Origin of the sequence: Streptococcus sp. 449_SSPC, from assembly GCF_001073005.1 — a bacterium.
Taxonomy (GTDB): domain Bacteria; phylum Bacillota; class Bacilli; order Lactobacillales; family Streptococcaceae; genus Streptococcus; species Streptococcus salivarius_F.
Genome location: NZ_JVGR01000022.1, coordinates 1 through 25,889, shown reverse-complemented (window position 1 = coordinate 25,889; position 25,889 = coordinate 1). Strand labels below are relative to the sequence as shown.

Annotated in this window: 22 protein-coding genes and 1 pseudogene; 19 read left to right on the top strand and 4 right to left on the bottom strand. The window is 41.3% G+C overall.

Annotated features, from left to right (window positions below; all coding sequences use genetic code 11):
• Nucleotides 1–90 precede the first annotated feature (90 nt).
• A complete protein-coding gene (locus ADH51_RS04420) occupies nucleotides 91–450 on the bottom strand; it encodes a metal-sulfur cluster assembly factor (protein WP_037598415.1) in 360 nt (119 codons plus the stop codon).
• Nucleotides 451–953: 503 nt separating this feature from the next.
• Between ADH51_RS04420 and ADH51_RS04415 the strand changes: the two genes are divergently transcribed.
• From ADH51_RS04415 to ADH51_RS04405, 3 genes and pseudogenes are all read left to right on the top strand, one after another.
• Entirely contained in the window at nucleotides 954–1,490 is a 537-nt protein-coding gene (locus ADH51_RS04415) for a DUF536 domain-containing protein (protein WP_002884601.1), read from the top strand.
• Nucleotides 1,491–1,539: 49 nt separating this feature from the next.
• Nucleotides 1,540–2,130, top strand: coding sequence for a 3'-5' exonuclease (locus ADH51_RS04410; protein WP_002891650.1), 591 nt, complete (start codon nucleotides 1,540–1,542; stop codon nucleotides 2,128–2,130).
• A gap of 174 nt (nucleotides 2,131–2,304) precedes the next feature.
• Nucleotides 2,305–3,033, top strand: a pseudogene (locus tag ADH51_RS04405) (MerR family transcriptional regulator).
• A 51-nt stretch (nucleotides 3,034–3,084) separates the two neighbouring features.
• On the opposite strand, the gene ADH51_RS04400 reads toward ADH51_RS04405, so the two are convergent.
• Nucleotides 3,085–5,727 (bottom strand): FtsX-like permease family protein, encoded by a 2,643-nt coding sequence (locus ADH51_RS04400; protein WP_048674706.1) that lies wholly within the window; start codon nucleotides 5,725–5,727, stop codon nucleotides 3,085–3,087.
• Between the two features lie 14 nt (nucleotides 5,728–5,741).
• Entirely contained in the window at nucleotides 5,742–6,443 is a 702-nt protein-coding gene (locus ADH51_RS04395; RefSeq protein WP_002884692.1) for an ABC transporter ATP-binding protein, read from the bottom strand.
• Nucleotides 6,444–7,545: 1,102 nt separating this feature from the next.
• On the opposite strand from ADH51_RS04395, the gene ADH51_RS04390 reads away from it, so the two are divergent.
• The gene (locus tag ADH51_RS04390; protein WP_048674703.1) at nucleotides 7,546–8,163 is read left to right on the top strand and encodes a hypothetical protein; all 618 of its coding nucleotides are present in this window, start codon (nucleotides 7,546–7,548) and stop codon (nucleotides 8,161–8,163) included.
• 119 nt (nucleotides 8,164–8,282) lie between these two features.
• On the opposite strand, the gene ADH51_RS04385 is transcribed toward ADH51_RS04390, so the two are convergent.
• Entirely contained in the window at nucleotides 8,283–8,582 is a 300-nt protein-coding gene (locus ADH51_RS04385) for a YbaB/EbfC family nucleoid-associated protein (protein ID WP_048674700.1), read from the bottom strand.
• 309 nt (nucleotides 8,583–8,891) lie between these two features.
• On the opposite strand from ADH51_RS04385, the gene ADH51_RS04380 reads away from it, so the two are divergent.
• The 15 genes from ADH51_RS04380 (at nucleotide 8,892) to ADH51_RS04310 (ending at nucleotide 25,535) form a co-directional block, all read left to right on the top strand.
• Nucleotides 8,892–9,398: a hypothetical protein gene (locus ADH51_RS04380; protein ID WP_048674697.1), complete on the top strand. Its 507-nt coding sequence runs from the start codon at nucleotides 8,892–8,894 to the stop codon at nucleotides 9,396–9,398.
• A 163-nt stretch (nucleotides 9,399–9,561) separates the two neighbouring features.
• On the top strand, nucleotides 9,562–11,910 hold the full coding sequence (locus tag ADH51_RS04375) for a cation-translocating P-type ATPase (RefSeq protein ID WP_048675003.1): 2,349 nt from the start codon (nucleotides 9,562–9,564) through the stop codon (nucleotides 11,908–11,910).
• Nucleotides 11,911–12,005: 95 nt separating this feature from the next.
• Complete coding sequence (locus tag ADH51_RS04370; protein WP_048674695.1) at nucleotides 12,006–12,356, top strand: PBECR2 nuclease fold domain-containing protein; 351 nt, start codon at nucleotides 12,006–12,008, stop codon at nucleotides 12,354–12,356.
• 661 nt (nucleotides 12,357–13,017) lie between these two features.
• Entirely contained in the window at nucleotides 13,018–14,373 is a 1,356-nt protein-coding gene (gene trpE / locus ADH51_RS04365) for an anthranilate synthase component I (protein WP_002884468.1), read from the top strand.
• Nucleotides 14,370–14,936, top strand: coding sequence for an aminodeoxychorismate/anthranilate synthase component II (locus tag ADH51_RS04360; RefSeq protein ID WP_002884711.1), 567 nt, complete (start codon nucleotides 14,370–14,372; stop codon nucleotides 14,934–14,936). The genes trpE and ADH51_RS04360 overlap by 4 nt, the downstream gene beginning before the upstream one ends.
• A gap of 89 nt (nucleotides 14,937–15,025) precedes the next feature.
• On the top strand, nucleotides 15,026–16,030 hold the full coding sequence (trpD, locus tag ADH51_RS04355) for an anthranilate phosphoribosyltransferase (RefSeq protein ID WP_003094346.1): 1,005 nt from the start codon (nucleotides 15,026–15,028) through the stop codon (nucleotides 16,028–16,030).
• Entirely contained in the window at nucleotides 16,027–16,794 is a 768-nt protein-coding gene (gene trpC, locus ADH51_RS04350) for an indole-3-glycerol phosphate synthase TrpC (RefSeq protein WP_048674687.1), read from the top strand. Before trpD ends, trpC begins: the two co-directional genes overlap by 4 nt.
• Nucleotides 16,781–17,362, top strand: a complete 582-nt coding sequence (locus tag ADH51_RS04345; protein WP_048674685.1) for a phosphoribosylanthranilate isomerase — start codon at nucleotides 16,781–16,783, stop codon at nucleotides 17,360–17,362. Before trpC ends, ADH51_RS04345 begins: the two co-directional genes overlap by 14 nt.
• Nucleotides 17,359–18,567, top strand: coding sequence for a tryptophan synthase subunit beta (gene trpB / locus ADH51_RS04340; RefSeq protein ID WP_002891598.1), 1,209 nt, complete (start codon nucleotides 17,359–17,361; stop codon nucleotides 18,565–18,567). The genes ADH51_RS04345 and trpB overlap by 4 nt, the downstream gene beginning before the upstream one ends.
• A 3-nt stretch (nucleotides 18,568–18,570) precedes the next feature.
• Nucleotides 18,571–19,353, top strand: coding sequence for a tryptophan synthase subunit alpha (gene trpA, locus ADH51_RS04335; RefSeq protein ID WP_048674682.1), 783 nt, complete (start codon nucleotides 18,571–18,573; stop codon nucleotides 19,351–19,353).
• 715 nt (nucleotides 19,354–20,068) lie between these two features.
• Nucleotides 20,069–21,241 (top strand): MFS transporter, encoded by a 1,173-nt coding sequence (locus ADH51_RS04330; protein ID WP_048674679.1) that lies wholly within the window; start codon nucleotides 20,069–20,071, stop codon nucleotides 21,239–21,241.
• Between the two features lie 167 nt (nucleotides 21,242–21,408).
• Nucleotides 21,409–21,840 (top strand): CopY/TcrY family copper transport repressor, encoded by a 432-nt coding sequence (locus ADH51_RS04325; protein WP_048674676.1) that lies wholly within the window; start codon nucleotides 21,409–21,411, stop codon nucleotides 21,838–21,840.
• Between the two features lie 3 nt (nucleotides 21,841–21,843).
• A complete protein-coding gene (locus tag ADH51_RS04320) occupies nucleotides 21,844–24,072 on the top strand; it encodes a heavy metal translocating P-type ATPase (RefSeq protein WP_048674674.1) in 2,229 nt (742 codons plus the stop codon).
• A gap of 74 nt (nucleotides 24,073–24,146) precedes the next feature.
• Nucleotides 24,147–24,350 carry a copper chaperone CopZ gene (gene copZ / locus ADH51_RS04315; RefSeq protein ID WP_002891592.1) on the top strand — a complete coding sequence of 68 codons (204 nt, stop codon included), beginning with the start codon at nucleotides 24,147–24,149 and terminating at the stop codon, nucleotides 24,348–24,350.
• Nucleotides 24,351–24,488: 138 nt separating this feature from the next.
• Complete coding sequence (locus ADH51_RS04310) at nucleotides 24,489–25,535, top strand: D-alanine--D-alanine ligase (RefSeq protein ID WP_048674672.1); 1,047 nt, start codon at nucleotides 24,489–24,491, stop codon at nucleotides 25,533–25,535.
• Nucleotides 25,536–25,889 lie beyond the last annotated feature (354 nt).

Genomic DNA, 25,889 nt, shown 5'->3' with positions numbered 1-25,889 from the left:
GACAGTTGTTGGCAGTGTGATGACAAGTAATGGTTTGTCTGTTGTTACTCTAGTAAAAAACCGGTTGGAAATGTCCAACCGGTTTTCCTTTTATTTTCCGCCTCGAGGTGAGATACCAAGAGCGATACGTCCATAACGACTGATGCGTGTCATCTTCCAGACCGGTGAATAAGTGGTTTCCACCTTGACAGAGTTAATACCGTCAATGGATTTTAGCTTTTCAGCGATTTCATAAGGCATAGTCTCTTCACAGCCACAACCAGTATCAGTAAAGGTCATAAGGAAGTAGCAGTGGCCATTTTCATCGACAGTGATTTCATAAATCAAACCAAGGTTGTAAATGTCTAGCTCAATCTCAGGATCGAATACAGTGGTCATTTGTTCGACGATTGGCTCTAAGAAGGGCTGGGCCAAATCATTGACCTTAATATCATCACGGAAGTTTTTCATAGGACTCATTCTTTCTATTTTGCTTTTGTTTATTATGGCATAATTTAAGGCTTTTTTCAATCTCGGATGGCAATATGAGGCTTTAGTAAGCGAGTAAAGTAACAATAAAAAAACTCCAACAGTCAAACCGTTGAAGATAATGTGATTTATGCTTCAATATCAAGTCGTTTTGCAACCAAGGTTGCTCGAATACCATCAAAAATTGGAGCAAGAATGAAAATCCCAAACCTTGTGGAATTGTTCCCACCATTCCTAGATACAACAGATCTGATACCGACCAAACCCAATTTGGAAGTACCGATTGTTTAAGTCAAGGACTTTCCCTCTATATACATTTATACCCACACCTAGTTTACCAAAAGCTTAGCTTCCTATCAAGTAAATTGTTTGAAGAGTGAAAGGAAAAAAGTCCTTCAGATATCCAGAATAACTAGTCAAATTGACAGAAAGGAGTGATTGTGATATTCTCATAGTAAGACATTTCAAGAGAAAATGAGGCTATTATGAGTATTGAAAAGACAGTCAGCGAGATTGCTGAAATCCTTGGTGTTAGTCGTCAAGCAGTCAATAATCGTGTCAAACAACTTCCAGAAGAAGATCTAGAAAAAAATGCTAAAGGGGTTACTGTCGTTAAACGCAGTGGCTTAATTAAGTTGGAGGAAATTTACAAGAAAACCATCTTTGACGATGAGCCAATCGATGAAGAAACAAAACAACGTGAGTTGTTGGAGATTCTTGTAGACGAGAAAAACTCTGAGATTGCCCGTCTCTATGCTCAGTTGAAGGCTAAGGACGAGCAGTTGTCTAATATGGATGATCAATTGCGTGTCAAAGACGTTCAAATCGCCGAAAAGGACAAGCAAATTGATCAACAGCAGCAATTGACCTTGACTGCTATGAAGGACAAGGAAGAGCTTAAGCTGGAACTTGATGAGGCTAAGGTTGAGGTTGATGAAGCCAAGGCCCAAGTGGAAGAAATCCAGACCAAACAAGAAGAAGCTTCTAAAAAAGGTTTCTTTGGACGTCTATTTGGAAAATAAAAAAGAAGCTGGGACTCAGTCTCAGCTTTAACTATTGTAGGAGATTAAAATGGAAAATTTAGAAACTTATATTGCCTTTGATTTGGAGTTTAACACAGTGGATGGTGTTAGCCATATTATCCAAGTATCGGCTGTTAAGCTGAACCAGCATGAGGAAGTGGACCAGTTTGATTCTTTCGTCTATTCGGATGTTCCTTTGCAATCCTTTATCAATGGTTTGACTGGAATTACAGCGGATAAGATTGCCAAGGCACCAAAGCTAGAGTCTGTTTTAGCGGATTTTAAATCATTTGTTGGTGACACTCCACTTATTGGCTACAATGCTCTTAAATCAGATTTGCCTATTCTAGCTGAAAATGGTTTAGACTTGGAAGAGCAATATGCTTTAGATGTTTTCGATGAGGCCTTTGACCGTCGTGCTTCTGATTTGAACGGTATTGTTAACCTCAAGTTGACAAGTGTGGCAGATTTCTTTGGAATCAAGGGACACGGTCATAACAGCTTGGAGGATGCTCGTATGACCGCACAGATTTACGAGAAGTTTCTCGAATTAGATGAGAATGCTAAACTTTTGGAGCAACAGGAAGAAGTCAGTAACAATCCTTTTGCTGCCTTAGGTTTGGGTGGCCTTTTCGACTAGGGATTTACAGAAGCTGTAAAGGTTGTAAAGAGTGATAGCTAACTTTTTCTGTAAGAAAAGAAAATCCTCTAGGGTTAGGGCTTGCATATTACCTAGCGTTATAAGGTAGAATCTAGGTATCAAGGGTGGCCAAGGTCCTCCTTTGATAGAAAATCTTAAAAGGAGGTGACTGAGATGTCGCAGTTTTCAACAGGAGAGTTGGCTAAAGCAGCAGAGGTGTCTGTTAGGACTATCCAGTACTATGATCAACGTGGTATTTTGACGCCATCTGAAGTCACAGAAGGTGGTCGGAGAATCTATCACGACTCAGACTTGGAACGCCTGCAAGTCATTTGTTTCTTAAGAGATTTGGATTTCTCAATTAATCAAATCAAGAAACTCTTGCAAGAGGAGAATAGGGAACAGGTTTTAGAGCTTTTGTTGACAGATCAAATCGAGAGCTTGGAAAAGTCTTCGAAGGAAATAGAGGTCAAACTAAAACGTGCCCGTCACTTGTAAAAAGAAACTGCTAAGTGGCGTCAACTTTCACTAGAAGATTTGTCAGACATTTCACGTCTTATGGAAAATCAAAAATCATGGCGAAATTTGCAGTTGAGAATGTATGGGAGTGTCGTTCTAATCTCCCTTCTTTATCTGATAGGTCTACTGATAGTTATTTATTATTTTAAGGATCCGAGAGGTTTGTTTATTGTCTGCCCCACATTTATCATAGCCACAAATTTAGTGGTGTTTCACTATAGAAAGCAGTTCGAATACCTCTGTCCTAATTGTCATAAGGCTTTTGACCCTAGTTTTAAAGAGTTTGCTCTTGCAGGGCATACTCCTAGGACTCGTAAACTGACTTGTCCTCATTGTCATGTGAAGACCTACTGTCTGGAGTTGGCTAAGACTAAAACGAAATAAATTTATCGAATATAAAAAACGCTTGAGAATTACTTCTCAGGCGTTTTTAGCTTATTCAACTGAACTTAGAGCTTCGAGCATATTAAGCTTGGCTAAGCGGTTATTAACAACGAAGCCAAGGATAATAAGAATGAAGCCGATAAGAACAGCTGGTAGAAGGTAGGTAGCCAAACCGATAGATGGATCAAACATGATACGATCTGGCGGAATGATGCTTACCATATATTGGTGGAGTGCTTGTCCAAGACCAAACCCTACGAAGATACCGATGATAGACAGGTAAATAGTTTCACGATAGATGTAGAGGGATACTTCATTATTGTAGAAACCAAGAACCTTAACGGTTGAAAGTTCGTGGATACGTTCTGAAACGTTGATGTTAGTTAGGTTATAGAGAACAACCACAGCAAGGAGAATGGAAACCGTAATCAAAATACCAATAACCTGTGTCAATGAATTGACCATAGTGCTGATTTGCAGTTTAAGGTTGTTGTTTTGAACAACACCGTAAACATTTGGCAAGTTGATGAATTTGGCTGCCATATTTTCAACATTTTGCTTAGTTGGTTCAGCGAGAGTAACAAGGTTGGCATTGTTCACTGAAGGTGTACCAAAAGCTTTTTGGTAGTAGCTAGCATTCATAAAGAGGAAATGCCCCATGTACATTTCAGTGATACCAGCTATCTTAATCTTGACAGATTCATCCTGACTGTTTTGCACAGTAATGGTATCTCCGACCTTGAGGTTTAGAAGTTTTGCCATTTTTTCAGAGATAATTGCTCCGTCATTAGATAGCCTGAGAGTTTTATTACGGTCTCGGTCATGTAAGCTAACGTAACTGTCAATGAGTTTTTCGTCACGGTCGTTAAAGACAAGAGTTGAGATTTCTTGGGTGTCCTTATTGGTACCGGCAATTTTTTGCAAGGTTTCAAAATGGACACTCAAGTATTCTTTGACGTCTTTGCTATCGAGGAGTTTAGTGAGTTCCTCATCCAGAGCACTTGACGCATTTGGTTGCTTGGCAACAATCATATCATAGTGAATGATGTCTTCAAACTGTTGCTGGTTAAGGTTAGATACAGAAGATCGAATTCCTAAACCTGCGAAGAGAAGTGCAATAGAACCTGCGACACCAAAGAGGGTCATAAACATCCGTTGCTTATAGCGGAAAATATTACGCATGGTAACTTTTTCCGTAAAGCTGAGACGTTTCCAAAGCGGTGTGATGCGCTCTAGGACAATCTTAGCTCCTGCTCGAGGTGGTTTTGGAAGGAGGAGTTGGGAAGGTTTTTCCCAGAGCTCTTTCTTGGCAACCACAAAGGCAGGTAGCACAGCAGATAAGAGACCTAAGAGGAAGGCCACAAGGGTAAGTCCTAAGTAGAAGTGCAATTCAAAAGCAGGAAGCTGCAAATCGCTCTTATAAGTGTTGTGAATTAGAATCGGAAGTAGTGTATGACCGGTAATAACACCTGCGGTTGTACCAGTAATACTCGTTATCAAACCATAAATGACGAATTTATGGATAATTCGCGAATTACTGTAGCCTAGGGCGTTGAAAATCCCAGCCTTACCACGCTCTTCTTCAACAAAGCGTCCCATGGTTACAAAGGTAACCAAAGCTGCCATAAAGTAGAGAGCGACAGGGAAGATGTTACTCACATCGTGAATGATGTTAATATTACTTTCATAAGCAACATATCCCTCGGAACCCGGAATCTCTCGACGTGAGTAGAATTGATAGCTAGGCGCTGGTAAATTATCAACCATTGCTTGACTTTCTTCGAGTTCTTTTTGCTTGGCTTCAATCTTGGTAGTAGCTTCTTTGACACTAGCAGCTTCAGCAGCGTTGCTTGTAGCCATTTGCTGGGTCTGTGCGAGGGCTGTTTCAAGTTCTTGTTTAACTTGAGTAATTTGAGCTTGAGACTGAGACTTGATCTCAGTTAGGCGTTTCTCAGGTTCATCTTTAAAGAGTTTCTTAAGTTCAGCCTTTCGTTCAGAAATCTTATTTGCGTATTCCTCACTAAAAGGACTAACATTTTCCAAATCCTTGTAGCGGATGCGGGCAATCATGTAATCGTTAGAGGTGAAGTCCGTCTCTGGAACAATGGCGTAGCCATCTAGTTTCCCCGTACCAGCACTGGCATTACCAAGACGGTTCCTAGAGAGAAGTTCAGAGGAATTAACAAAACCCGTAATGGTATATGTTTGTTCCTTTAACTGTTTTTGCCCAGAGCTATCTACTGGCTCAGAAAAGTTAATCTTATCTCCGACGCTATATTCTTCTTTATAAGTTGAGGAAAGAGCGATTTCCCCGTCCTTAGTAGGAAGTTTCCCTTCAATAAGGTCGTAAGTGGAGATTTTCTTAGGTTTAGAGAAGATACGAAATGCCGTATTCGTTCCCTTGACGACAGCATCTTTGAAATAACCATACTCAATGTCTACATTCTTCTTTTTTATTGTATTGAGAAGGTCCTGATCGGTTTGGTTGATATTGTAAGTACTGATTAAGCTCAAGTCAGCTGTTTGATGCGTCTTGAAGAAGTGTTCCCCAGTTTTCTTCATATTAGGAGAAGTTACTTTAAGACCAATCAAGGCAAAGGATCCCAGTGCCATAAGTAAGGCAATAGAGAGCATACGCCCTTTAGAAGCTATAAAGGTTCGCCAAACATCTTTCCAATAAGTTGTTTTTTTCATGACGTTGCTCCTTTCTAGTATTCCAAGTCCTCGATTTTTTGTGGATTAGGATTAAGTTCCACACTCTTAATCTTGGCATCGTGCATTCGAATGACACGATCGGCAATTGGAGCTAGAGAAGCATTATGGGTCACGATAATAACAGTTGTTCCCTGTTTGCGAGCCATTTCTTGAAGGAGGGTCAGGATTTGTTTCCCTGTTTGATAATCCAGAGCCCCTGTTGGTTCATCACAAAGAAGAATCTTTGGATTTTTGGCAACGGCGCGTGCAATAGCGACACGTTGTTGCTCCCCACCAGATAGTTGTGATGGGAAGTTGTCTAAGCGGTCTCCCAAACCGACTTCGACCAGTGTTTGAGTAGCATCTTTAGCGTTTGGAACGATTTCAGATGCTAGTTCGACGTTTTCCCTGGCCGTAAGGTTAGAAACTAAGTTGTAAAATTGGAACACAAAGCCAACGTCCTCACGACGATAGGTTGTAAGTTCTTTGGCTGTGTATTCAGAGATATCCTTACCATCAATAATGACGCGGCCTTCGTCATTGGTGTCCATACCACCCAAGATGTTAAGAACAGTTGATTTCCCAGCGCCAGAGGCACCAAGAATAACGACAAGCTCCCCTTTTTCGATATCAAAGCTTACGTCGTTGTTTGCGATAATTTCCAGATCACCGGTTTTATAGCGTTTATAGCTATGCTTCATTTGAATATAAGCCATGAATTTCCCTTTCATACGAAAATAATGATGCTGACAATTACCTATCTTTCCGTACTCTATTGTAACGGATTTTCCTTGGAATATCTAGGTTTTGAGGGAAAAAAGGTTTAAAAGTGGAGAAGTTCTTCTTACATGTGACAGAAATGTGGACGAAGCGCTTACATATGAGAAAATACTATTTCAAATGAGCTTTGAGTAAGGTGAAGATTTGGTGAAATAGTTATAAAGTTAGGTTATTTTTAGTCTTTTACGGAGTGGATATACTATTTTTTTCAATTTCCATAATTATCGGAGAGTTTAGGTCGGTAAATACTTCATCATAGGGGTGCCAAAGGGGATCTAGTTTTCCGTCAAAGTTGATGATAGATAAAGAGTTTTTTCATAGTTTCTAGCAATGACGTATCCAGAATACGGACATTTTTTTTAATTTGGAGGATAGATTTTCTATATGGGGAAAGTTATTTATGGGGAAATAGAGGGCTTTTCGTAATGATTTTTTGTGTGTTAGTTATTTTTAAAGAAGTTGCGATTACCTTAAAATGTGATATCTAAATGAGGGATGTACATTTTTAGAATGAGTTGTTTATTGGGAGGTGGTTTATAAAGTTGTTTATAAATCCTTTTGTTGTAACTTTCTTTGAACTAATCGAGGGACTTTAGTTTCTAATCTTATTTTAGGGTATTGAGAGTTCGACATTCTTACTCAAGAATTCTATTTTATAGTTACATTTAAAGTGTTTGGACAGAATTTTGCTATCCGATAAAATTTTGGGGGAGATGAGTCAGCAAAAGTGGTTTTTGAAGAATCTGTCTAAAAAACAAGTATTATTTCCCTAAGTACTACTTAAAGAAATTACCATTTGCATAGCTTAAAAAAGCTAATCTGATAATAGATTGTCATCAATTTTAAGACATGAAGTTGTCATTTATTTAAAATGCTTAAAAATTAAAGAAATGCTTGAAATCAAGGGTTTTGCATGCTAAGATTGTTATCTGGGTGAAGGGTTGGTCAAACAGCTCAACCAACCTTTTACCTCCTACAGCAGCAAATTAGACTCGTTGTTAGCTAGTTAGAGCTAACCAAACAAATAGTGAGGGATTTATGATTAAGAACAAAGATAATGGTTTTATCGGCAAAGCAATAATCAGCTTGATTGCTACTTTGGGGACTCTAGCTCTATTCATGGGTACCAGTGGAGCTTCAGCTGATGTCAAAGAAGCGCCAAAACTTGATTTAGATGCCAATCAGACTAAGGTTCAAACCGTTAGTGATGAGGAATTGAAGACTCATGATGGGCAAGCTCAAGATACGAAGAAACAAGATACACCTGGACAAAAACAGCCAGAAACTGACGAATCTAAGACTTCAGATGAAGAAACTCCTGATTACATCGTTATCACTGAAGTAGTGGATTCGTCGGAGCATAAGCAGGACTCTAATCAAGTGGTTGATGGCGTCGCTCAAACGCTTAACCCAGACTTGTTGAATGAGATTTTAGCTCAAACTAGCGAAGTTGGGGAATACCAGATTTATGTCAAGAATGATGATGAGCTATTAATTTCAGGACCTGTACCTACCCAAACAGCGAATGAGGATGTGAATTACCCTACTTTAGAAAGTTCATTAAATTCGGCGAGCATCTACTTAGGTCAAAAGAATCGCTATAAATTAGCCAACGAAGAAGACGCACAGTCAGGCCTTGCTTTGGTTGAAGAATAAAGTTTTTATATGACTATCACAAAAAGACTTGGATTTCTTGTCCAAGTCTTTTGTATGTTATGACTGAATTGCTTAATGAGTGTATAGAAAAAAGGAACCGCGAGATTCCTTATCATTTTTTAGAATGGCAATTTACCTGCAAAGGCACCCATTGATTTTTTAGTCGCGTCGTCAATTTGTCCAAGAGCATCGTTAAGTGCTTGAACAGTCATATCTTGAAGTGTTTCCACATCATCAGGATCCACGACAGCATCAGCGAAAGTGATGTTAACCACTTTTTTGTCACCAGTTAATTCAGCAACAACTAAGTCTTGTGCTGATTTTCCAGTGAAAGTTGTAGCAGCCAATTCAGCTTGGCTTTTTTCCATTTGTTTCTGAAGCTTTTGAGCTTGCTTCATCATGTTTTGCATGTTCATCATAATATTTTCTAGATTCCTTTCATATCAAGGGTTTAGCCCCTGTTTCTTAAATTATACTGCCTTATTTTGCCTTATAGAATAGGCAGTCAAAACCTCAACTATTATACCATGTTTAGCTTGATTGAAAAAGTAGAAGGAGTATTGAGGGAAATTTGGTAAGACTTCATTTTTCTTATTCAAAAAAATGTTAGAGCAATCACAAAAGCCATAAATCCTTAAATTGTAAGATTTGTTATAAATAGTGTACAATGGTTTATTGTTAATCCAGTCAAGATTCGATTGGAGATAAAAAAGAAAGAGAAGATAAGAATGCAAAAAAGAAATATTTTGACGATTTTTGTAGGACTAATTATAGGGCTGTATACAGTCTTAGGAATGAGCCTATTTACTTTTTTTAATTTAAAATACCACTCTGTTTATTATGCTCAGCATATCCCTCATAAGGTGGGGACGGAGCCAGATCTAGTTATGTTGGTAGAGAATATGGGATGGATTTATACGCCGGAGATTGATGGTATTCGATACGACGATGATGGAACAAATGCTATTATAAATACTAAAAGCAAATCTTATTTAACAAAAAGCTTAGGAAGTTTTTTATATGATAAAGATAATATGACTATCGGTTTTGACAGTACGTTTAGATTTGAGGACGTCAGTTATTTTTCAGAAGAAGCAAAAAGAACTAAAGTTAATGAATCACAAATTAAACGAGAGATTAGGGAAGATTTTTCCCCAATTATGAAGGTTCAAACAAAACCCTTTATCAATCTTCAATGGTTGTTTAATTTAATTTACCAAAGTAGGTTTAATTAGGAAATAAGATAGCATAGAAGTGTTTTGTAGGGACTCCTGTCTTTGCTATTTGAAAGTAGTTTAGGTTGAGTGAAATAGTCGGAAGAGCGGTTCGATATAATAGGTCTATTTCCTGGCTATCTATGACGGCTAACCTTTGAAAACACCTCATTTTTATGCTACTATGAAAGTTATGAAAAAACAGTTACAAGGCTTGACGCAGGTGGAGGTCAAGCGGCGGATAGATGCCGGTAAAACAAATCATTTTAAAGCAAAAACTGGCTCCAGCAACTGGGAGATTTTTAGACGTAATGTCTTTAACTCCTTTAATATGCTCAATTTTGCTATTTTTGTGGCCTTGATTGCTGTTCAGGCTTGGTCGAATCTCTTTTTCTTCGGAATCATTGTGCTTAATGCCTTTACGGGGATGATGACAGAGTTGCGTGCCCGTCGCATGATTGATAAGCTCAATCTTATGAATAAGGATCAGATCCGTGTGGTGCGTGATGGTCAGGTGACTTCTATTGATCCTCAGGATATTGTCTTGGATGATATCATGCTCTTGTCTGCGGGTGAACAGGTGCCTAGTGATGCCGTGGTTGTTGATGGGATGGCTGAGCTCAACGAGGCTATGCTGACGGGTGAGAGTGACCTTATTCTCAAGAAGGATGGGAAGGAGTTGCTCTCGGGTTCTTACCTTGTAAGTGGTCAAGTTTATGCTAAGGTTATTAACGTAGCCGAGGACAATTACGCCAATAAACTCATGCTAGAGGCCAAGACGCATAAGCCAATCGTGTCACGTATCCTCTATAATATGGATAAGATTGCTAAGTTTACGGGCAAGATTGTGATACCGTTTGGGCTTGCGCTCTTTTTTGAGGCTTACTTGATTAAACAGCTCTCTCTTCAAGAGTCGGTAGTTACCAGTTCGACAGCCCTTTTGGGAATGTTGCCTAAGGGGATTGCCCTTTTGACAATTACCTCTCTTTTGACGGCCGTTATTAAGCTTGGAATGAAACATATCCTGGTGCAGGAGATGTACTCTGTCGAAACCTTGGCGCGTGTCGATGTGCTTTGTTTAGATAAGACAGGGACAATTACGCAAGGAAAGATGACCGTTAAGGGTCTGAAACTACTGTCAGAGCGTTTCACTAAAGAGGAGTTGGAGCGCTTGCTTGCGGCTTACATGCAGCATAGCAAGGATAACAATGCAACGGCTCAGGCGATTCGGAATGCCTATGAAGGTCTGGAGCATCACTATCAGGTAGGGGATATTATTCCATTTTCAAGTGATCGTAAATGGGGTGCTATGAGCATTGACGGGGTAGGAACTCTCTTTTTGGGAGCGCCTGAGATGCTTCTTAAGGAAAATCCAAAAGCAGTCGATCAGGCTCAGGCTCGTGGTTCTCGTGTTTTGATTTTGGCATGGAGTCAGTCAGCGGTTGATACAGAGACCATGAGTTTGCCGAATGATGTTGAAGGCTTGACCTTGCTCGAAATTGCCGATCCTATTCGTGAGGATGCTGCAGAAACTTTGGAATACCTACGTTCAGAAGATGTGACGCTTAAGATTATTTCTGGTGACAATCCTGTGACGGTTTCTCATATTGCCCACCAGGCTGGTTTTGCGGATTATCAAAGCTATATTGACTGTTCTAAGGTCAGTGATGAGGAGTTGGAGGCTTTGGCTGAAGATACGGCAATCTTTGGCCGCGTATCTCCACATCAGAAGAAGTTGTTAATCCAAACCCTTAATGCCAACGGGCATACCACAGCTATGACTGGTGATGGTGTCAACGATATTTTGGCACTACGTGAAGCGGACTGTTCGATTGTTATGGCTGAAGGGGATCCCGCTACTCGTCAGATTGCCAACTTGGTGCTTATGGATTCGGAGTTTAAGGATATTCCTGAAATTCTATTTGAGGGACGTCGTGTGGTTAATAATATTGCCCACATTGCACCTATTTTCCTCATTAAAACGGTCTATTCCTTCCTTTTGGGACTTATCTGTATTGCCAGTATTGTTTTTGGAAAGGCAGAGTACCTCTTGGTCTTCCCATTCATTCAGGTTCAGATGACTTTAGCGGGGCAATTTATCGAGGGTCTTCCACCATTTATTTTGACCTTCGAACGTAATATACGACCTGTTGAGAAACATTTCCTCAGACGTTCGCTCCAGTTGTCTATTCCTAATGCCTTGATGCTGGTTATCAGTGTTCTTATTTTCCATCTATCTCAGGTCTATCTTGGTATGAGCAATACGGACATGCTGACGCTGTCTTACTATATGATGGGATCAACGGGTGTTCTTGCCGTTATTCGTGCTTGTATCCCGTTGAATAAGGGGCGTGTGGCCTTGATTATTTACTCAGTCTTTGGTTTCTTAATTAGCTCTTACTATCTTCGAGATGTGATTGAAATTTCGACACTTAATAGCTACACCTTGCCAATCTATCTGGTAGCAATGGCTATCTGTACACCGCTTTTCTTCTGGATTAGCTACAAACAAGGTGCTTTCCAAAAAACATAAGTCAAAACTCGAGCTTGGTAACAGGCTTGAGTTTTTTTTGATACCTCAACAGTAGGAAAGACCTTGATGTGTATGAGGTATGGTACAATAGAGGCATGAAAATAGTAGGGCACTTGACACCAAAAGCCATTAAAGCTTTTGATTTGGACTACAAGCCTGGCGAAGAAATCACGCTGTCTGCACAACGTAAGAAGCATATGGAAAAACATCGCCAGGAATTCAGTGATTTTGATGCCACCTATGAGCGTATTCCAGAGATTATTGCTCATCCGGACTATATCGGTCGCCATCCTAATGGCCAGTCCTTGGAATACATCAAACGCATTGATGGTAACGTTCTAGTGGCTGTCAGATTATGTGATAAACTTAATGTCCGTACCATGTTCGTGATTAAAGATTCTAAGCTGAAAAACTATCTAAATGCTGGTAGAGCTAAGAAAATGTGATATAATATAGGTAAGAGTTAACAACGAGGGCGGAAGAGGCAGCCGCCGCACCTTCGGGTCTGAAAGAGATGCAGGACTGTCACCCTGCCGTTGTTTATCAAACCGAGAAGTCCCTTTTGGGGCTTTTTTATTTTGTAAATTAAGAGGACGATAATATATAGCTCTCTGGCTTAGGTATGGACGAATCTTATAAGGGAGGAATTGTCAAAATTAACAGAAAATTCTTGACATCCCTCTAAAAAGGAGTACAATAGTTAGTAAATCAGAAAGTAACTGGTCTTAGATTTTCAGGGAGCCTGCGGTGATTGTGAGTAGGTAATCGAGATGAGCGAACATTGGGCTGATTGGATGATAATGAGAAGGTAATACATATTCTTCTCGGTTGGCACCCCTTACCGTGCAACTCCTTGTTAGAGGAGATAGAGATGATGGTCGTTTTTTTGGAGACCATTAACTGAGGTGGTACCGTGTTAAACTAGATTTAATGCCCTCACAGAGTTTTTCTCTGTGAGGTTTTTTGTTTAGTTTTGTCCAATCATAGTTGCTATGATTACATCTAAAGGAGATTTAGTTGCTCCAGTGGCAGCTAGTCTTTGCAAGCTGTGACAGGATTTTGCATCAGTCTTCTTACTCTCGATAAACCAGTTTGAAAGGAAATATTATGAGAAAAATTTTACCAGCCGATACCTTAACACCAATCTTGGCTTATATGCGTGTTCAAGGGGAACACAAGGTTATCCTTGAATCTATTCCTCGTGAGAAGGAAAATGCACGTTTTTCTATTGTTGCCTACAATCCGGTCTTTGAAGTGACCTTCAAGGATGGTGTTCTTTATGAAAATGGTAAGGCGATTGATCAAGATCCTTTCGAATACTTGGACCAAGTAACAGTCAAGGGCATCAAGTCTGACCTACCTTTCGCAGGTGGTGCTATCGGGTTTGCAGGCTATGACATGATTGGTCTCTATGAAAATATCGGTGAGATTCCAGAAGATACGATTGGAACACCTGATATGCATTTCTTCATCTATGAGTCTTATTTGATTTTTGACCACAAGAAGGAAAAGGTATATGTGGTTGAAGACAATATCTACTCTGGTCGTGACAACGATGCGGTGCGTCAAGCTCTTGGTCAGGTGGTAACCAATCTCCAGACTCAGGCGCCAAACGAGTTTACACCTCAGGCCTTGCAAGCCTTGCAATTTTCAAATCATATCGAAAAAGAAGTCTTCATGGATATGGTGGCTAAGGCCAAGAAACTTATTCGTGAGGGAGATATGTTCCAATGTGTGCTTAGCCAACGCTTTTCGGCGGACTTTGAGGGAGATCCTTTGGATTATTACCGTAACTTGCGTGTGACCAACCCATCAAACTATCTTTATTTCTACGATTTTGGAGATTATCAGGTGATTGGTGCTAGCCCAGAGAGTTTGGTTTCAGTGAAAAATGGAGAGGTGGTAACCAATCCGATTGCTGGAACTCGCCCTCGTGGTACTAATGAGGCGGAAGACGCTGCTTTGGCAGATGAACTCTCACATGATGTTAAAGAAACTGCGGAACACCGTATGTTGGTTGACTTGGGACGTAATGATATTGGTAAGATTGCTAAAAATGGTACGGTCAAGGTGACCAAGTATATGGAGGTTGAGTATTTCCGCTATGTGATGCACCTTACCAGTGTGGTTAAGGGGCAACTCTTGCCGGAATTGACAGCACTTGATGCGCTTAAATCAACCCTACCAGCTGGAACCGTATCAGGAGCACCTAAGATTCGTGCCATGCGCCGTATCTATGAGCTTGAGCAGGAAAAACGTGGTATTTATGCGGGAGCTATTGGTTATCTGTCTGCGACAGGAGATATGGACTTTGCCATTGCCATCCGTACCATGATTCTCAAAAATCAAAAAGCTTATGTTCAAGCAGGTGCAGGTGTTGTTTACGATAGTGTTCCTGAAAATGAATTTTACGAAACGATTAACAAGGCGAAAGCTATGACAAGAATAGGAGATGCCCAATGATTTTATTAGTTGATAACTATGACTCTTTTACCTATAATTTGGCACAATACCTAGGGACATTTACAGAGGTAAAGGTCTTGCGTAACGATGATGAGAACCTCTATGAAGAGGCGGAAAAAGCTGATGGGCTAGTCTTTTCACCGGGTCCAGGTTGGCCAGCTGATGCGGGTAAAATGGAAGCCTTGATCAAGGATTTCGCTGGTAAAAAACCGATGATGGGAATTTGCTTGGGGCATCAGGCTATTGCGGAAACTTTTGGTGGTAAACTTGGCTTGGCTAAAAATGTCATGCATGGAAAACAAAGTAACATCACTTTTGAAACACCATCGCCTATTTTTAAGGATATCGACAATGATGTCCCAATCATGCGTTACCATTCCATCGTTGTTGACCAAATGCCAGAGGGCTTTGATGTGACAGCTATCACAACTGATGATCAAGAAATCATGGCCATTCAACATAAGGAGCTACCTATTTACGGTTTGCAATATCACCCAGAAAGCATTGGAAGTCCAGATGGACTTAAGATGGTTGAAAATTTCGTAAAAATCGTTGCAGGCTAGTTGGACAGTCTTTGGACTAGATTTGTCTATGCTCAAAATCTCTCGCGTGCATCAGAAAACATTGAACAGTTTTTAAAAGGAAAACAGATATGAAAGAAATATTCCTACAAATCTCAAACCGCCAAGACTTGTCTCAAGATCAAGTCCAAGCAGTCTTTGACCGTATTCTCAAAAATGAAGTTTCAGAAAGCCAAATCGCTGCCTTCCTTATGGGGCTTAAGACTAAGGGGGAAACAGCAGATGAAATCACAGGTATCGTGCGTGCCCTCAAATCACATGCGACTGTCTTGCCTGAGACCTTCACAGATGCTATGTGTAACTGTGGAACTGGTGGGGACCAGTCTTATAGCTTTAACATTTCGACAACGGTTTGCTTTGTCCTAGCAGCAGGTGGTATTCGTATGGCCAAGGCTGGTAACCGTTCGATTTCCTCTAAATCTGGTTCGGCTGACGTCCTTGAAGCCCTTGGAATCAACGTTGCAGCATCACCAGAAACCCTATCTAAAGCACTTGATGAGGTTGGTTTGGCCTTTATCTTTGCTCAAACCATGCACCCAGCTATGCGTTTTATCGGTCCAGCCCGCCAAGCTCTTGGGATTCCAACGATTATGAACTTGGTTGGGCCACTGGCTAATCCACTTGACCTTGAGACACAACTCATGGGGCTTTATCGTGTGGAATTACAAGAAATTGTTGCTAATGCTATTCAACAGTTGGGACGTAAACGTGCGGTTATTATCACAGGTCCTGACAATATGGACGAAGCTGCCCTCTATGGCACCAACACCTACACCCTTTTGGAAGATGGTCACATCAGCCAGCACACTTTCACTTATGAAGATTTGGGTATGGAAAAGGTTGAGTTGTCTGATATCACAGGTGGTGATGCTAAGGAAAATGCAGAGATTCTCCTTAGTGTCTTGAAAAATGAAGCTAGTCCTTATCTTGAAACAACAGTGCTTAATGCAGGTCTTGGCTTCTTTGCCAATGGTAAGGTTGCGACCATTAAAGAAGGTGTTGAGCTTGCTCGTCAATTGATTGCGGACGGCTCAGCCCTAGAAAAACTTCGCCAACTCCAAGAGGTACAAGTATGAGTAAAGCCTTTCTCCCAACAATCTTAGAACAAAAAGAAAAAGAAGTGGCTCAGTTGGTCATGGAAGACTTGCAGCCCTTGCGTCAGACCTATCGTCTTTATGATTTTCTCAAGTCAAATCAAAACAAGCTGCAAATTATTTCTGAAGTGAAAAAAGCCAGTCCAAGCATGGGTGATATTAACCTAGATGTGGATATTGTGGCTCAGGCCAAGACCTATGAAGAAAATGGGGCAGCTATGATTTCTGTTTTGACAGACGAAGTCTTCTTCAAGGGTGATATTTCCTATTTGAAAGAAATTTCGTCACAGGTGGCTATTCCAACCTTGGCTAAGGACTTCATTATTGATGAGAAACAGATTGTGAGTAGTCGTAATGCGGGTGCGACAGTCATTCTCTTGATTGTAGCGGCCTTGCCAGAGGCTCGCCTCAAGGAGCTCTACGATTTTGCGACAAGCCTTGGCTTGGAAGTCTTGGTTGAAACGCATAATCTGCCAGAATTGGAAGTTGCTCATCGTATTGGTGCTGAGATTATCGGCGTTAACAACCGTAATTTAGTCACTTTTGAGACAGATATCAACACCAGTCTTGAGTTATCAACGCATTTCAAGGACAAGCCTGTTTATATTTCTGAGTCGGCTATTTTTACAGGTCAGGATGCTGCCTTAGTTGCCCCATATTTTAATGGGATTCTAGTAGGAACTGCCCTTATGACAGCTGAAAATGTGGCTGAAAAGGTCAAGGAGTTGCAAATTGACAAAGGTTAAAATTTGTGGACTATCGACACCAGAAGCGGTAGCAACTGCAGTTGAAGCAGGTGCTGACTACATTGGCTTTGTGTTCGCCAAAAGCAAGCGTCAAGTGAGTCTTGAACAAGCTCACGAGCTGGCTAAAGGGGTGACAGGCCAGACAAAAATTGTCGGTGTCTTTGTTTCACCTAGTCTTGAGGAGTTGGAAGAAGCGATTAATCAGGTTCCCTTAGATATCGTTCAGATTCATGGAACTTTTGATGAAGCTCTGATTCCAAAGATATCAGTACCAGTTATTAGAGCTATTCAGATTTCGGATAGTGAGTCTCAAGTCAAGAGCCAGGCGGATTATCTTCTTTTTGATGCTCCTATTGCTGGCAGTGGTCAGACCTTTGACTGGCAACTCTTGGCGGACAAACAGATTGAACAGGACTATTTCATCGCTGGTGGCTTGACTGTGGACAATGTGGCAGAGGCCAAGGAAACTTTCCAGCCCTATGCCTTAGATGTGTCCTCAGGTGTCGAGACAGATGGTCACAAAGATTTAGATAAGATTAAAGCATTTATAGAAAGAGTGAAAGCATGACATATCAACAACCTGATGCAAAAGGATTTTACGGAAAATTCGGTGGTCAGTTCGTTCCAGAAACGCTGATGACAGCCGTTATTGAATTGGACAAGGCCTATCGTGAGGCCAAGGAAGATCCAAGTTTCCAAGCGGAATTGGATGATCTCCTCAAAAACTATGTGGGCCGTGAGACGCCTCTTTACCACGCCAAACGTTTGACTGATCATATTGGTGGAGCGCAAATTTATCTTAAACGTGAGGACCTTAACCACACAGGTGCCCACAAGATTAACAATGCCCTTGGTCAAGTTTTACTTGCCAAACGTATGGGCAAGAAGAAAATCATCGCCGAAACTGGTGCAGGTCAACACGGTGTTGCAACAGCGACAGCCGCAGCCCTTTTCGACATGGACTGTACAATCTATATGGGTGAGGAAGATGTTAAACGTCAGGCGCTTAATGTTTTCCGTATGGAGTTGCTTGGTGCCAAAGTTTTCAGTGTTACAGATGGTTCGCGCGTGCTTAAGGACGCTGTAAATGCAGCCCTTCGTGCTTGGGTAGCAGGTATCGAGGATACTCACTACATCATGGGATCTGCCCTTGGTCCCGCACCATTCCCAGAAATTGTTCGTGACTTCCAATCTGTCATCGGTCGTGAAGCCAAACGTCAATACGCAGAGATTTCTGGCGGTAAACTGCCTGATGCCGTCATGGCTTGTATCGGTGGTGGTTCAAATGCTATCGGTATGTTCTACCCATTTGTTAATGATAAATCAGTAGCCATGTATGGTGCTGAGGCTTCTGGTTTGGGGCTTGATACTGAAAAACATGCCGCAACCTTTGCCAAAGGCCGTCCAGGTATCCTTCATGGAGCGCTTATGGATGTCCTCCAAGATGCCCATGGTCAAATCATGGAAGCCTTCTCTATCTCAGCTGGTCTGGACTACCCAGGGGTTGGTCCTGAGCACTGTTATTTCAACGAAATTGGACGTGCGACTTACGACTCTATCACAGATGAAGAAGCTCTTGAAGGCTTCAAACTTCTGTCACGTTTAGAAGGTATTATCCCAGCTCTTGAGTCTAGCCATGCCATTGCGCTTGCGCAAAAAGTGGCAGCTAAGATGTCGCCAGATCAAAGCCTCATCGTCTGCCTCTCAGGTCGTGGGGACAAGGATGTTATGCAGGTTAAAGAACGTTTCGAAGCTGAAGCAGAAGGGAAATAAACCATGACAAAAACACTAACAAAACACCTACAAGCTATCAAAGACAGTAAACGTGGCATTTTTGTACCTTATATCATGGCTGGTGACCATGAAAAAGGTCTAGACGGGCTCTTTGAGACTATCGCTCTCTTAGAAAAAAGTGGTGTCTCAGCTATTGAGGTGGGTATTCCATGGTCAGACCCTGTGGCCGATGGTCCCGTTATTGAACTGGCAGGACAACGTAGTTTGGCTAAAGATGTGACTTTGACAGCTATCATCAAGAAGCTTCAAGAACAAAAAACACAGGTACCTTTGGTTATCATGACCTACATCAACCCAGTTTATCAATATGGTATCGAAGCCTTTGTTAAGGATCTTGCAGATACATCTGTCAAGGGGCTCATTATTCCTGATTTGCCAGACGAACACGCTGACTTTATCACCCCTTATTTGAAAGACAGTGATATTGCTCTCGTGCCTTTGGTAAGCTTGACTACAGGTATTGACCGTCAGAAACAGTTGATTGATGGTGCAGAAGGCTTTATCTACGCCGTTGCCATCAATGGCGTTACTGGTAAGACTGGTAATTACCGTGATGACCTTGATAAACACTTGGCTAACTTGACTGCTCATGCTGACATTCCAGTCCTCACAGGTTTCGGTGTGTCAACAGAGGAAGACATCAAACGCTTTAACGCTGTGTCAGACGGTGTTATCGTGGGATCAAAAATCGTCCGTGACCTTCACGACGGTAAGGAAGAAGACGTCGCTGAATTTGTTACATTCGGTTCACACTTTGAAAAATAGCAGATGATACTCTCCAGAAATGGGGAGTATTTTTTATCAAATCATTCTTTGGGACAATTTGATTTTCTTAGTTATCAAGCTTATAATATGGGTGGATTGTAGCGAATTAAATTTATCTCTTGTTTTTATTTTCGTCTTACTTATAGAAAGAAGGTAGACACATGAAAGTATCATTGAGGGTAATACTAGGGGTCTGTTTCTTAATAGGAGCCTTACTCTTTTTCTATCGAGGAGAGAATCACTATGCACTGATTTTTCTTTTGGTTGGTGCCTTGTATCTCTACAAAGGTCTGAGTTGAGAGTTAAATCTCGTAATCAGCTTTTGTATATCTCGTATCGAATGAATAAGCCTTCTTAGTGACATTTATGTCACTATTTTTTTCTTTTTTTAGCTATAGACTGATTTTATAGCTAAAAAAAGAAGAGAAGGTATCACTAAAGATGATTGATTATATTTTTTCATTCTTTGTATCAAATAAAAAAGCTCTAGCAATACTCTTTATGATAATTTGCTTGGCTGTTATTTATCCTGGCATGTTTACATTTTTGTATGGTGAAGGCAGGAATTTTGGACGTAGCCTCGTCCACTCAATCTTATCTTAGTAAAGTGTGACACCTCTTAGGAGGTGCTTTTTTAATGCGTTGAACTATTGAAGGCTAATATGCTCAGTGTTACAATAAGGGCAATGAAAAAGAAAAGGTTTAGAAATCGTTAATGTTTACCAACAATTCCAGAATTATTTTCCTTAATAGGTTTTTGTCGCTGATTATCGAGTACGGTTATGCGATAGCACTGAGCATTATTTTCTCTAAAATCTCAGTGGACTATGTCTTAGGGTTATGGATTGCCAAATTCTTAGGAGGGATTCTTGCCAATGTGGGACATCAATTTGTAGGAAAAATCACAAATAAAAAATATGTTTTGATTGGTATTGAATTGCTTAAGGCAGTCTGTCTGGCTTTGATTTATCTTGCCATGGGTAGTGTTTTTGTATTTGCTTTGGTGGTTTTGACTGAAGTGCTGACGACTTACTTTAACAGTTTGTTGTCCTCAGCGGTGCCTGTGCTTGTTAAAAAAGCCAACTTACAAAAATTTAACAGTACCTATACCATGATTGGGTCGGCTTCCTATTTCTTAGCACCTATGATAGTTGGTCTCTGGGGTAGCCTTGATTTAGGGAGCTTATTTTTGGTCTACAGTGTGCTAACGCTACTAGCAACCCTCTTGTTGTTTAAACTGGGACCGATTATTTTTGACCGTGAGAATGATTCAGAAGAGGAGGTTTCTTCCAGTCAAAGTAGTCCTATTTTTGGAAGGCAGAGTGTCGTCCTTAAGATGGTTATGATGACTATACTCTTACAATCAGTGGGTGTCTTATATGATGCATATGAGGTTATCTTCCTGACCAAAGATGTCGGTATTTCTAGTCAGGCATATTCTTTCTCTCTGTCCTTCTTGGCCATTGCCTTTCTAGCAACGAGTTCAATTCTATCTTTCAAAAGTCTCACTAAATACTCCCCTATGACCGTTTACTTGTTGGGGTCTCTTGTCTATTTGGGTTACGTTGTCGTCTTTCCATTTGTACCTAACCTACCGACTGTTTTGCTTAGCTATATCTTTTTAGCAGTTGGTCAAACTATTTCTGGAATCTCGCAAAATGTTTACCTGCAAGAGAAGTTGAATCCCCTACAGCTCAACAAGCTTTATTTGAAAATCGAGGTCTTGAATCAGGTTTTGACAGGGATTGTTGTATTTGTCAGTGGTATGCTTATTAAGAGAGGTCTGCAGGTCACTACGATTTATTTGGGATACAGTCTTCCAGTCATTATACTCGTCTTGGGAATAATGCTTATGACTAAACTGTATAAGAGAAATCCTGAGGCATAACTTTTATCCAAAGATAATGAAAACATTCCAAGGTCCTTGAAGTGATCTTGGAAATTTTTTTAAAAATAAATCTACAAATGTAAACAAAACTCTTGACACGTTTCTAAGATAGCGTTAAAATGAATTTACAAACGTAAACGAATAACGAAATTCAGAAAGGAAATATCATGCTGACAATTTCATCTGCGGAATGGGAAGTCATGCGAGTGCTCTGGGCTAAGGGGCAGGCGACTTCTTCAGAGATTATAGCGATTCTAGCTAAAAAGCTTGACTGGTCGGCTTCGACAGTTAAGACCTTGCTTGGGCGTTTGGCGGACAAGGGTTACCTAACCAGTCAGCGTCAAGGACGAGGGTTTATCTATCAAGCTAGCTTGGGGGAAGATGAAGCGAATTTTCAAGCTTTAGAGGCTGTTTTTGACAAGATTTGTTTGACCAAACACAGCGATTTGTTGGGACAACTCATGGCAAAGACACCCATGACCCAAGCTGATGTGGATAAGTTACAGGCCTTGCTTCTAGCAAAAAAACCTGTGGATCAGGTGGTTTGTGACTGTGTGCCAGGCCAATGCGCCTGTGGGCATCATATGGAGGTGATATAGGAAATGGCAAAAGAAACCTTTGTGGTTAATGGGATGACCTGTGCATCCTGTGTAGTCAATGTTGAAAATGCTGTTAATAAGTTGGATGGTGTGGACAAGGCTGTGGTTAACCTAACCACCGAAAAAATGTCTGTGGACTATGCTGGGGATAAGGTCAGTCCAGAAGCTATTGAAAAAGCTGTGGCTGACGCTGGTTATGAGGCCGAAGTCTACAACCCAGATACAGCTAAAAGTCAGGAAGAACGTGAAGAGGACAAGATTCACAAGGTGCGTGAGCGTCTCATTTGGTCATCAATCTTCACCGTTCCCCTCTTTTATCTAGCTATGGGTCCAATGGTCGGTCTACCTGTGCCAAACTTCTTGTCTCCTCATCATGCAGCCTTGACTTATGCCTTGGTTTTGCTAGTTTTGACAGTGCCCGTCATGTGGCTGGGCCGTTCCTTCTATAGTAATGGTTTTCGTACCTTGGCCAAGGGTCATCCTAACATGGATGCCTTGGTAGCCTTGGCAACATCGGCAGCCTTTCTTTATAGTCTTTATGGTACTTACCACATTTCATTGGGGCATGCCCATCACGTTCACCAACTCTATTTCGAGTCGGTGGCCGTTATCTTGACCCTGATTACTCTTGGTAAGTACTTTGAAACCCTCTCTAAGGGTCGAACTTCAGAAGCTATCAAGAAACTCATGCACTTGTCAGCCAAGGAAGCAACTGTCCTTCGTGATGGTAAGGAAGTTAAGCTTCCTGTGGATAAGGTTGTTCTTGGTGACCATATTGTGGTCAAACCTGGGGAAAAGATAGCCGTGGATGGTCAAGTGATTTCTGGCAGCTCTGCTATTGATGAGAGTATGCTTACAGGTGAGTCGCTTCCTATTGAAAAATCAGCTGGTAAACCAGTATTTGCAGGTTCTATTAATGGTCAAGGTAGTCTGATTTATGAGGCGGAAAAGATTGGTAAGGACACCTTGCTTTCCCAAATCATCAAATTGGTTGAGGATGCCCAACAAACCAAGGCTCCTATTGCCAAGATAGCCGATCAGGTGTCAGCGGTCTTTGTTCCCGTTGTCATGGCTATCGCCCTTGTTTCAGGTCTCTTCTGGTACTTTGTCATGGGACAAACCTTTACCTTCGCTATGACAGTAGCAGTTAGCGTCTTGGTTATTGCTTGTCCATGTGCATTGGGACTTGCGACACCGACGGCTATCATGGTTGGTACAGGGCTTGGTGCAGAACACGGTATTCTCTACAAGCGTGGGGATGTGCTCGAGTTAGCTCACAAGGCTGATGTCCTCGTCTTTGACAAGACAGGAACCATTACTCAGGGCAAACCTCAGCTAGTTTCTAGCTATACTTATGGCAATAGCGGAGCAGCCTTGCAACTTTTGGCATCCTTGGAAGCCAAGTCTGAACACCCTTTGGGTCAAGCTATCCTTGTGGCGGCAGAGAATGCTAACTTGGACTTGTTAGAAATGGATAATTTCTCAAGTTTGACTGGACGAGGACTAACTGCTAGCTATGCAGGAAAAACTTATCTAGCTGGGAATCAAACCCTTATGGCAGAGGAAAAAGTCGACTTGACTTCAGCACAAGCTGATTTCCAAAACTTGACAGCTGATGGTCAGACACCGATTTTCTTGTCTGAAGATGGTAAGTTAATCGGACTCTTTGGTGTAGCTGATCAGGTTAAAGCGGATAGCGCCGATATGGTGGCGGCCCTTCATCAAATGGGCAAGGAAGTGATCATGTTGACTGGTGATAATGACCAAACAGCCCAAGCCATCGCTCAAAAGGTTGGTATCAAGCGTGTTATCAGTCAAGTGCTTCCGCAAGAAAAATCTAGGGTGATTAGCGACCTTCAAGCAGAAGGAAAATCAGTCATCATGGTTGGTGATGGTATCAATGATGCCCCAGCCCTTGCGACTGCTGATATCGGTATTGCCATGGGTTCAGGGACAGATATTGCCATGGAAAGTGCCGATATGGTCCTTATGAAACCAAGCCTCATGGATGTCGTTAAGGCTCTGAAAATTAGTCAGGCGACAATCACAACGATTAAAGAGAACCTCTTTTGGGCCTTTATCTACAATATCTTGTCTATCCCAGTGGCCATGGGTGTCCTCCACCTCTTTGGAGGTCCCCTACTTGACCCAATGATAGCAGGACTGGCCATGAGCTTTAGCTCTGTCTCCGTCGTTCTCAATGCTCTGCGACTCAAACGCCGCAAAGTCTAAGCGTCAGTTACTTATAACTCCCGCCACTTAAGCTGTGTATCAAAAAAATAATTAAAGAAAAGGAAGAAAGAAAAATGACAAAAACATATAATATTACAGGAATGAAATGCCAAGGTTGTGTCAACACCGTTACCGAAAAACTCTCTGCTGTCAAAGGCGTAGACAAGGTTCAAGTTGACCTCGAAAACAAACAAGTCACTATCGAAGGTAAACCATGGAAGTGGTCTCTCAAACGTGCCCTTAAAGGCACTAAGTTCGAACTTGGTGATGAAATTTAAGACAGGAAAAAAACAGCTATCAGGCTGTTTTTTTCTGCCCATAATCTTTTTGAAAATCCCTCTCTTTTGTGATATGATTAAGGTAATTATGTTCTCAAAATTGAGACTAGAAAATCAAGAAAAGAAAACGGTATACCTATGTCTAAACAAATCCTTATCCTTCTCTACGGTGGACGTTCAGCAGAACGTGAAGTGTCTGTACTCTCAGCTGAGAGTGTTATGCGTGCGGTGGATTACAGCGCATTTGAGGTTAAAACCTACTTTATCACTCAGTCTGGTGATTTTATTAAAACACAAGAATTTACAGAAACACCAGGTGATGACGAGAAGCTCATGACTAATGACACAGTTGTGGCTAGTCAGGCTATCAAACCGAGCGATATTTATGAAGCAGGCGCTGTGGTATTCCCAGTTCTTCATGGTCCAATGGGTGAGGATGGTTCTATCCAAGGTTTCCTCGAAACCCTCAAATTGCCATACGTGGGTACTAATGTTCTTTCTTCAAGTGTGGCTATGGACAAGATTATGACCAAGCATATTCTTGAAGTTGCTGGTGTGCCTCAGGTTGCCTACACAGTCTTCATCGAGGGTGAAGATTTGGAAGCAGCAGTAGCAGAGACACTTGAAAAATTAACCTTCCCAGTGTTTGTCAAACCTGCTAACATGGGGTCATCTGTTGGGATTTCTAAAGCTGAAAATGAAGCAGAGCTTCGTGCAGCGATTGATTTAGCACTCAAATATGATAGCCGTATCTTGATTGAGCAAGGTGTGGTTGCCCGAGAAATCGAAGTTGGTATCCTTGGCAATACAAATGTTAAGACAACAGATCCAGGTGAAGTGGTCAAAGACGTGGCTTTTTATGACTATCAAGCCAAGTACATCGACAATAAGATTACCATGGACATCCCAGCTCACGTGCCTGCAGAAGTCATGACGCAAATGCGTGCCTATGCGGCTAAGGCCTTCCGTGCTCTCGGTGGTTGTGGTCTTGCCCGCTGTGATTTCTTCCTGACAGAGGATGGAGCCATCTACCTTAACGAGCTCAACACCATGCCAGGTTTCACCCAATGGTCAATGTACCCACTTCTTTGGGAAAATATGGGACTTTCTTACTCAGACCTTATCAAGGAATTGGTGGCCTTGGGACAAGAAATGTTTGATAAACGTGAAAGCCATTTGATTTAAGCACTATGATTTAGAACACAGACATCTTAGTCTCGGATAAATCTCTGAGACTAAGGTGTTTTTTTCTTTACAGAAATCTAGATTTTATTTATATCTTTTCTTTATCACCTCGATAAAAAATACATATTATCCAAATAATCTAACAGGTGGTAGAATAAATCTAACGTTTCAAATGAAATAAAGCAATTCGTTCGTGTTTGATGAAGATTTGCGTATCGCAATGATTATCAGAGGCGAGTGAAGGTCAAAGGGCTAGAAGTAGATGGCAGTCAGCAAGTGTTGACGGAATTTTCCACGCCTTTTGTATCTTGTAGAATTGAACACAGGCTAAATTCCTAGAGCAAAAGATAAACT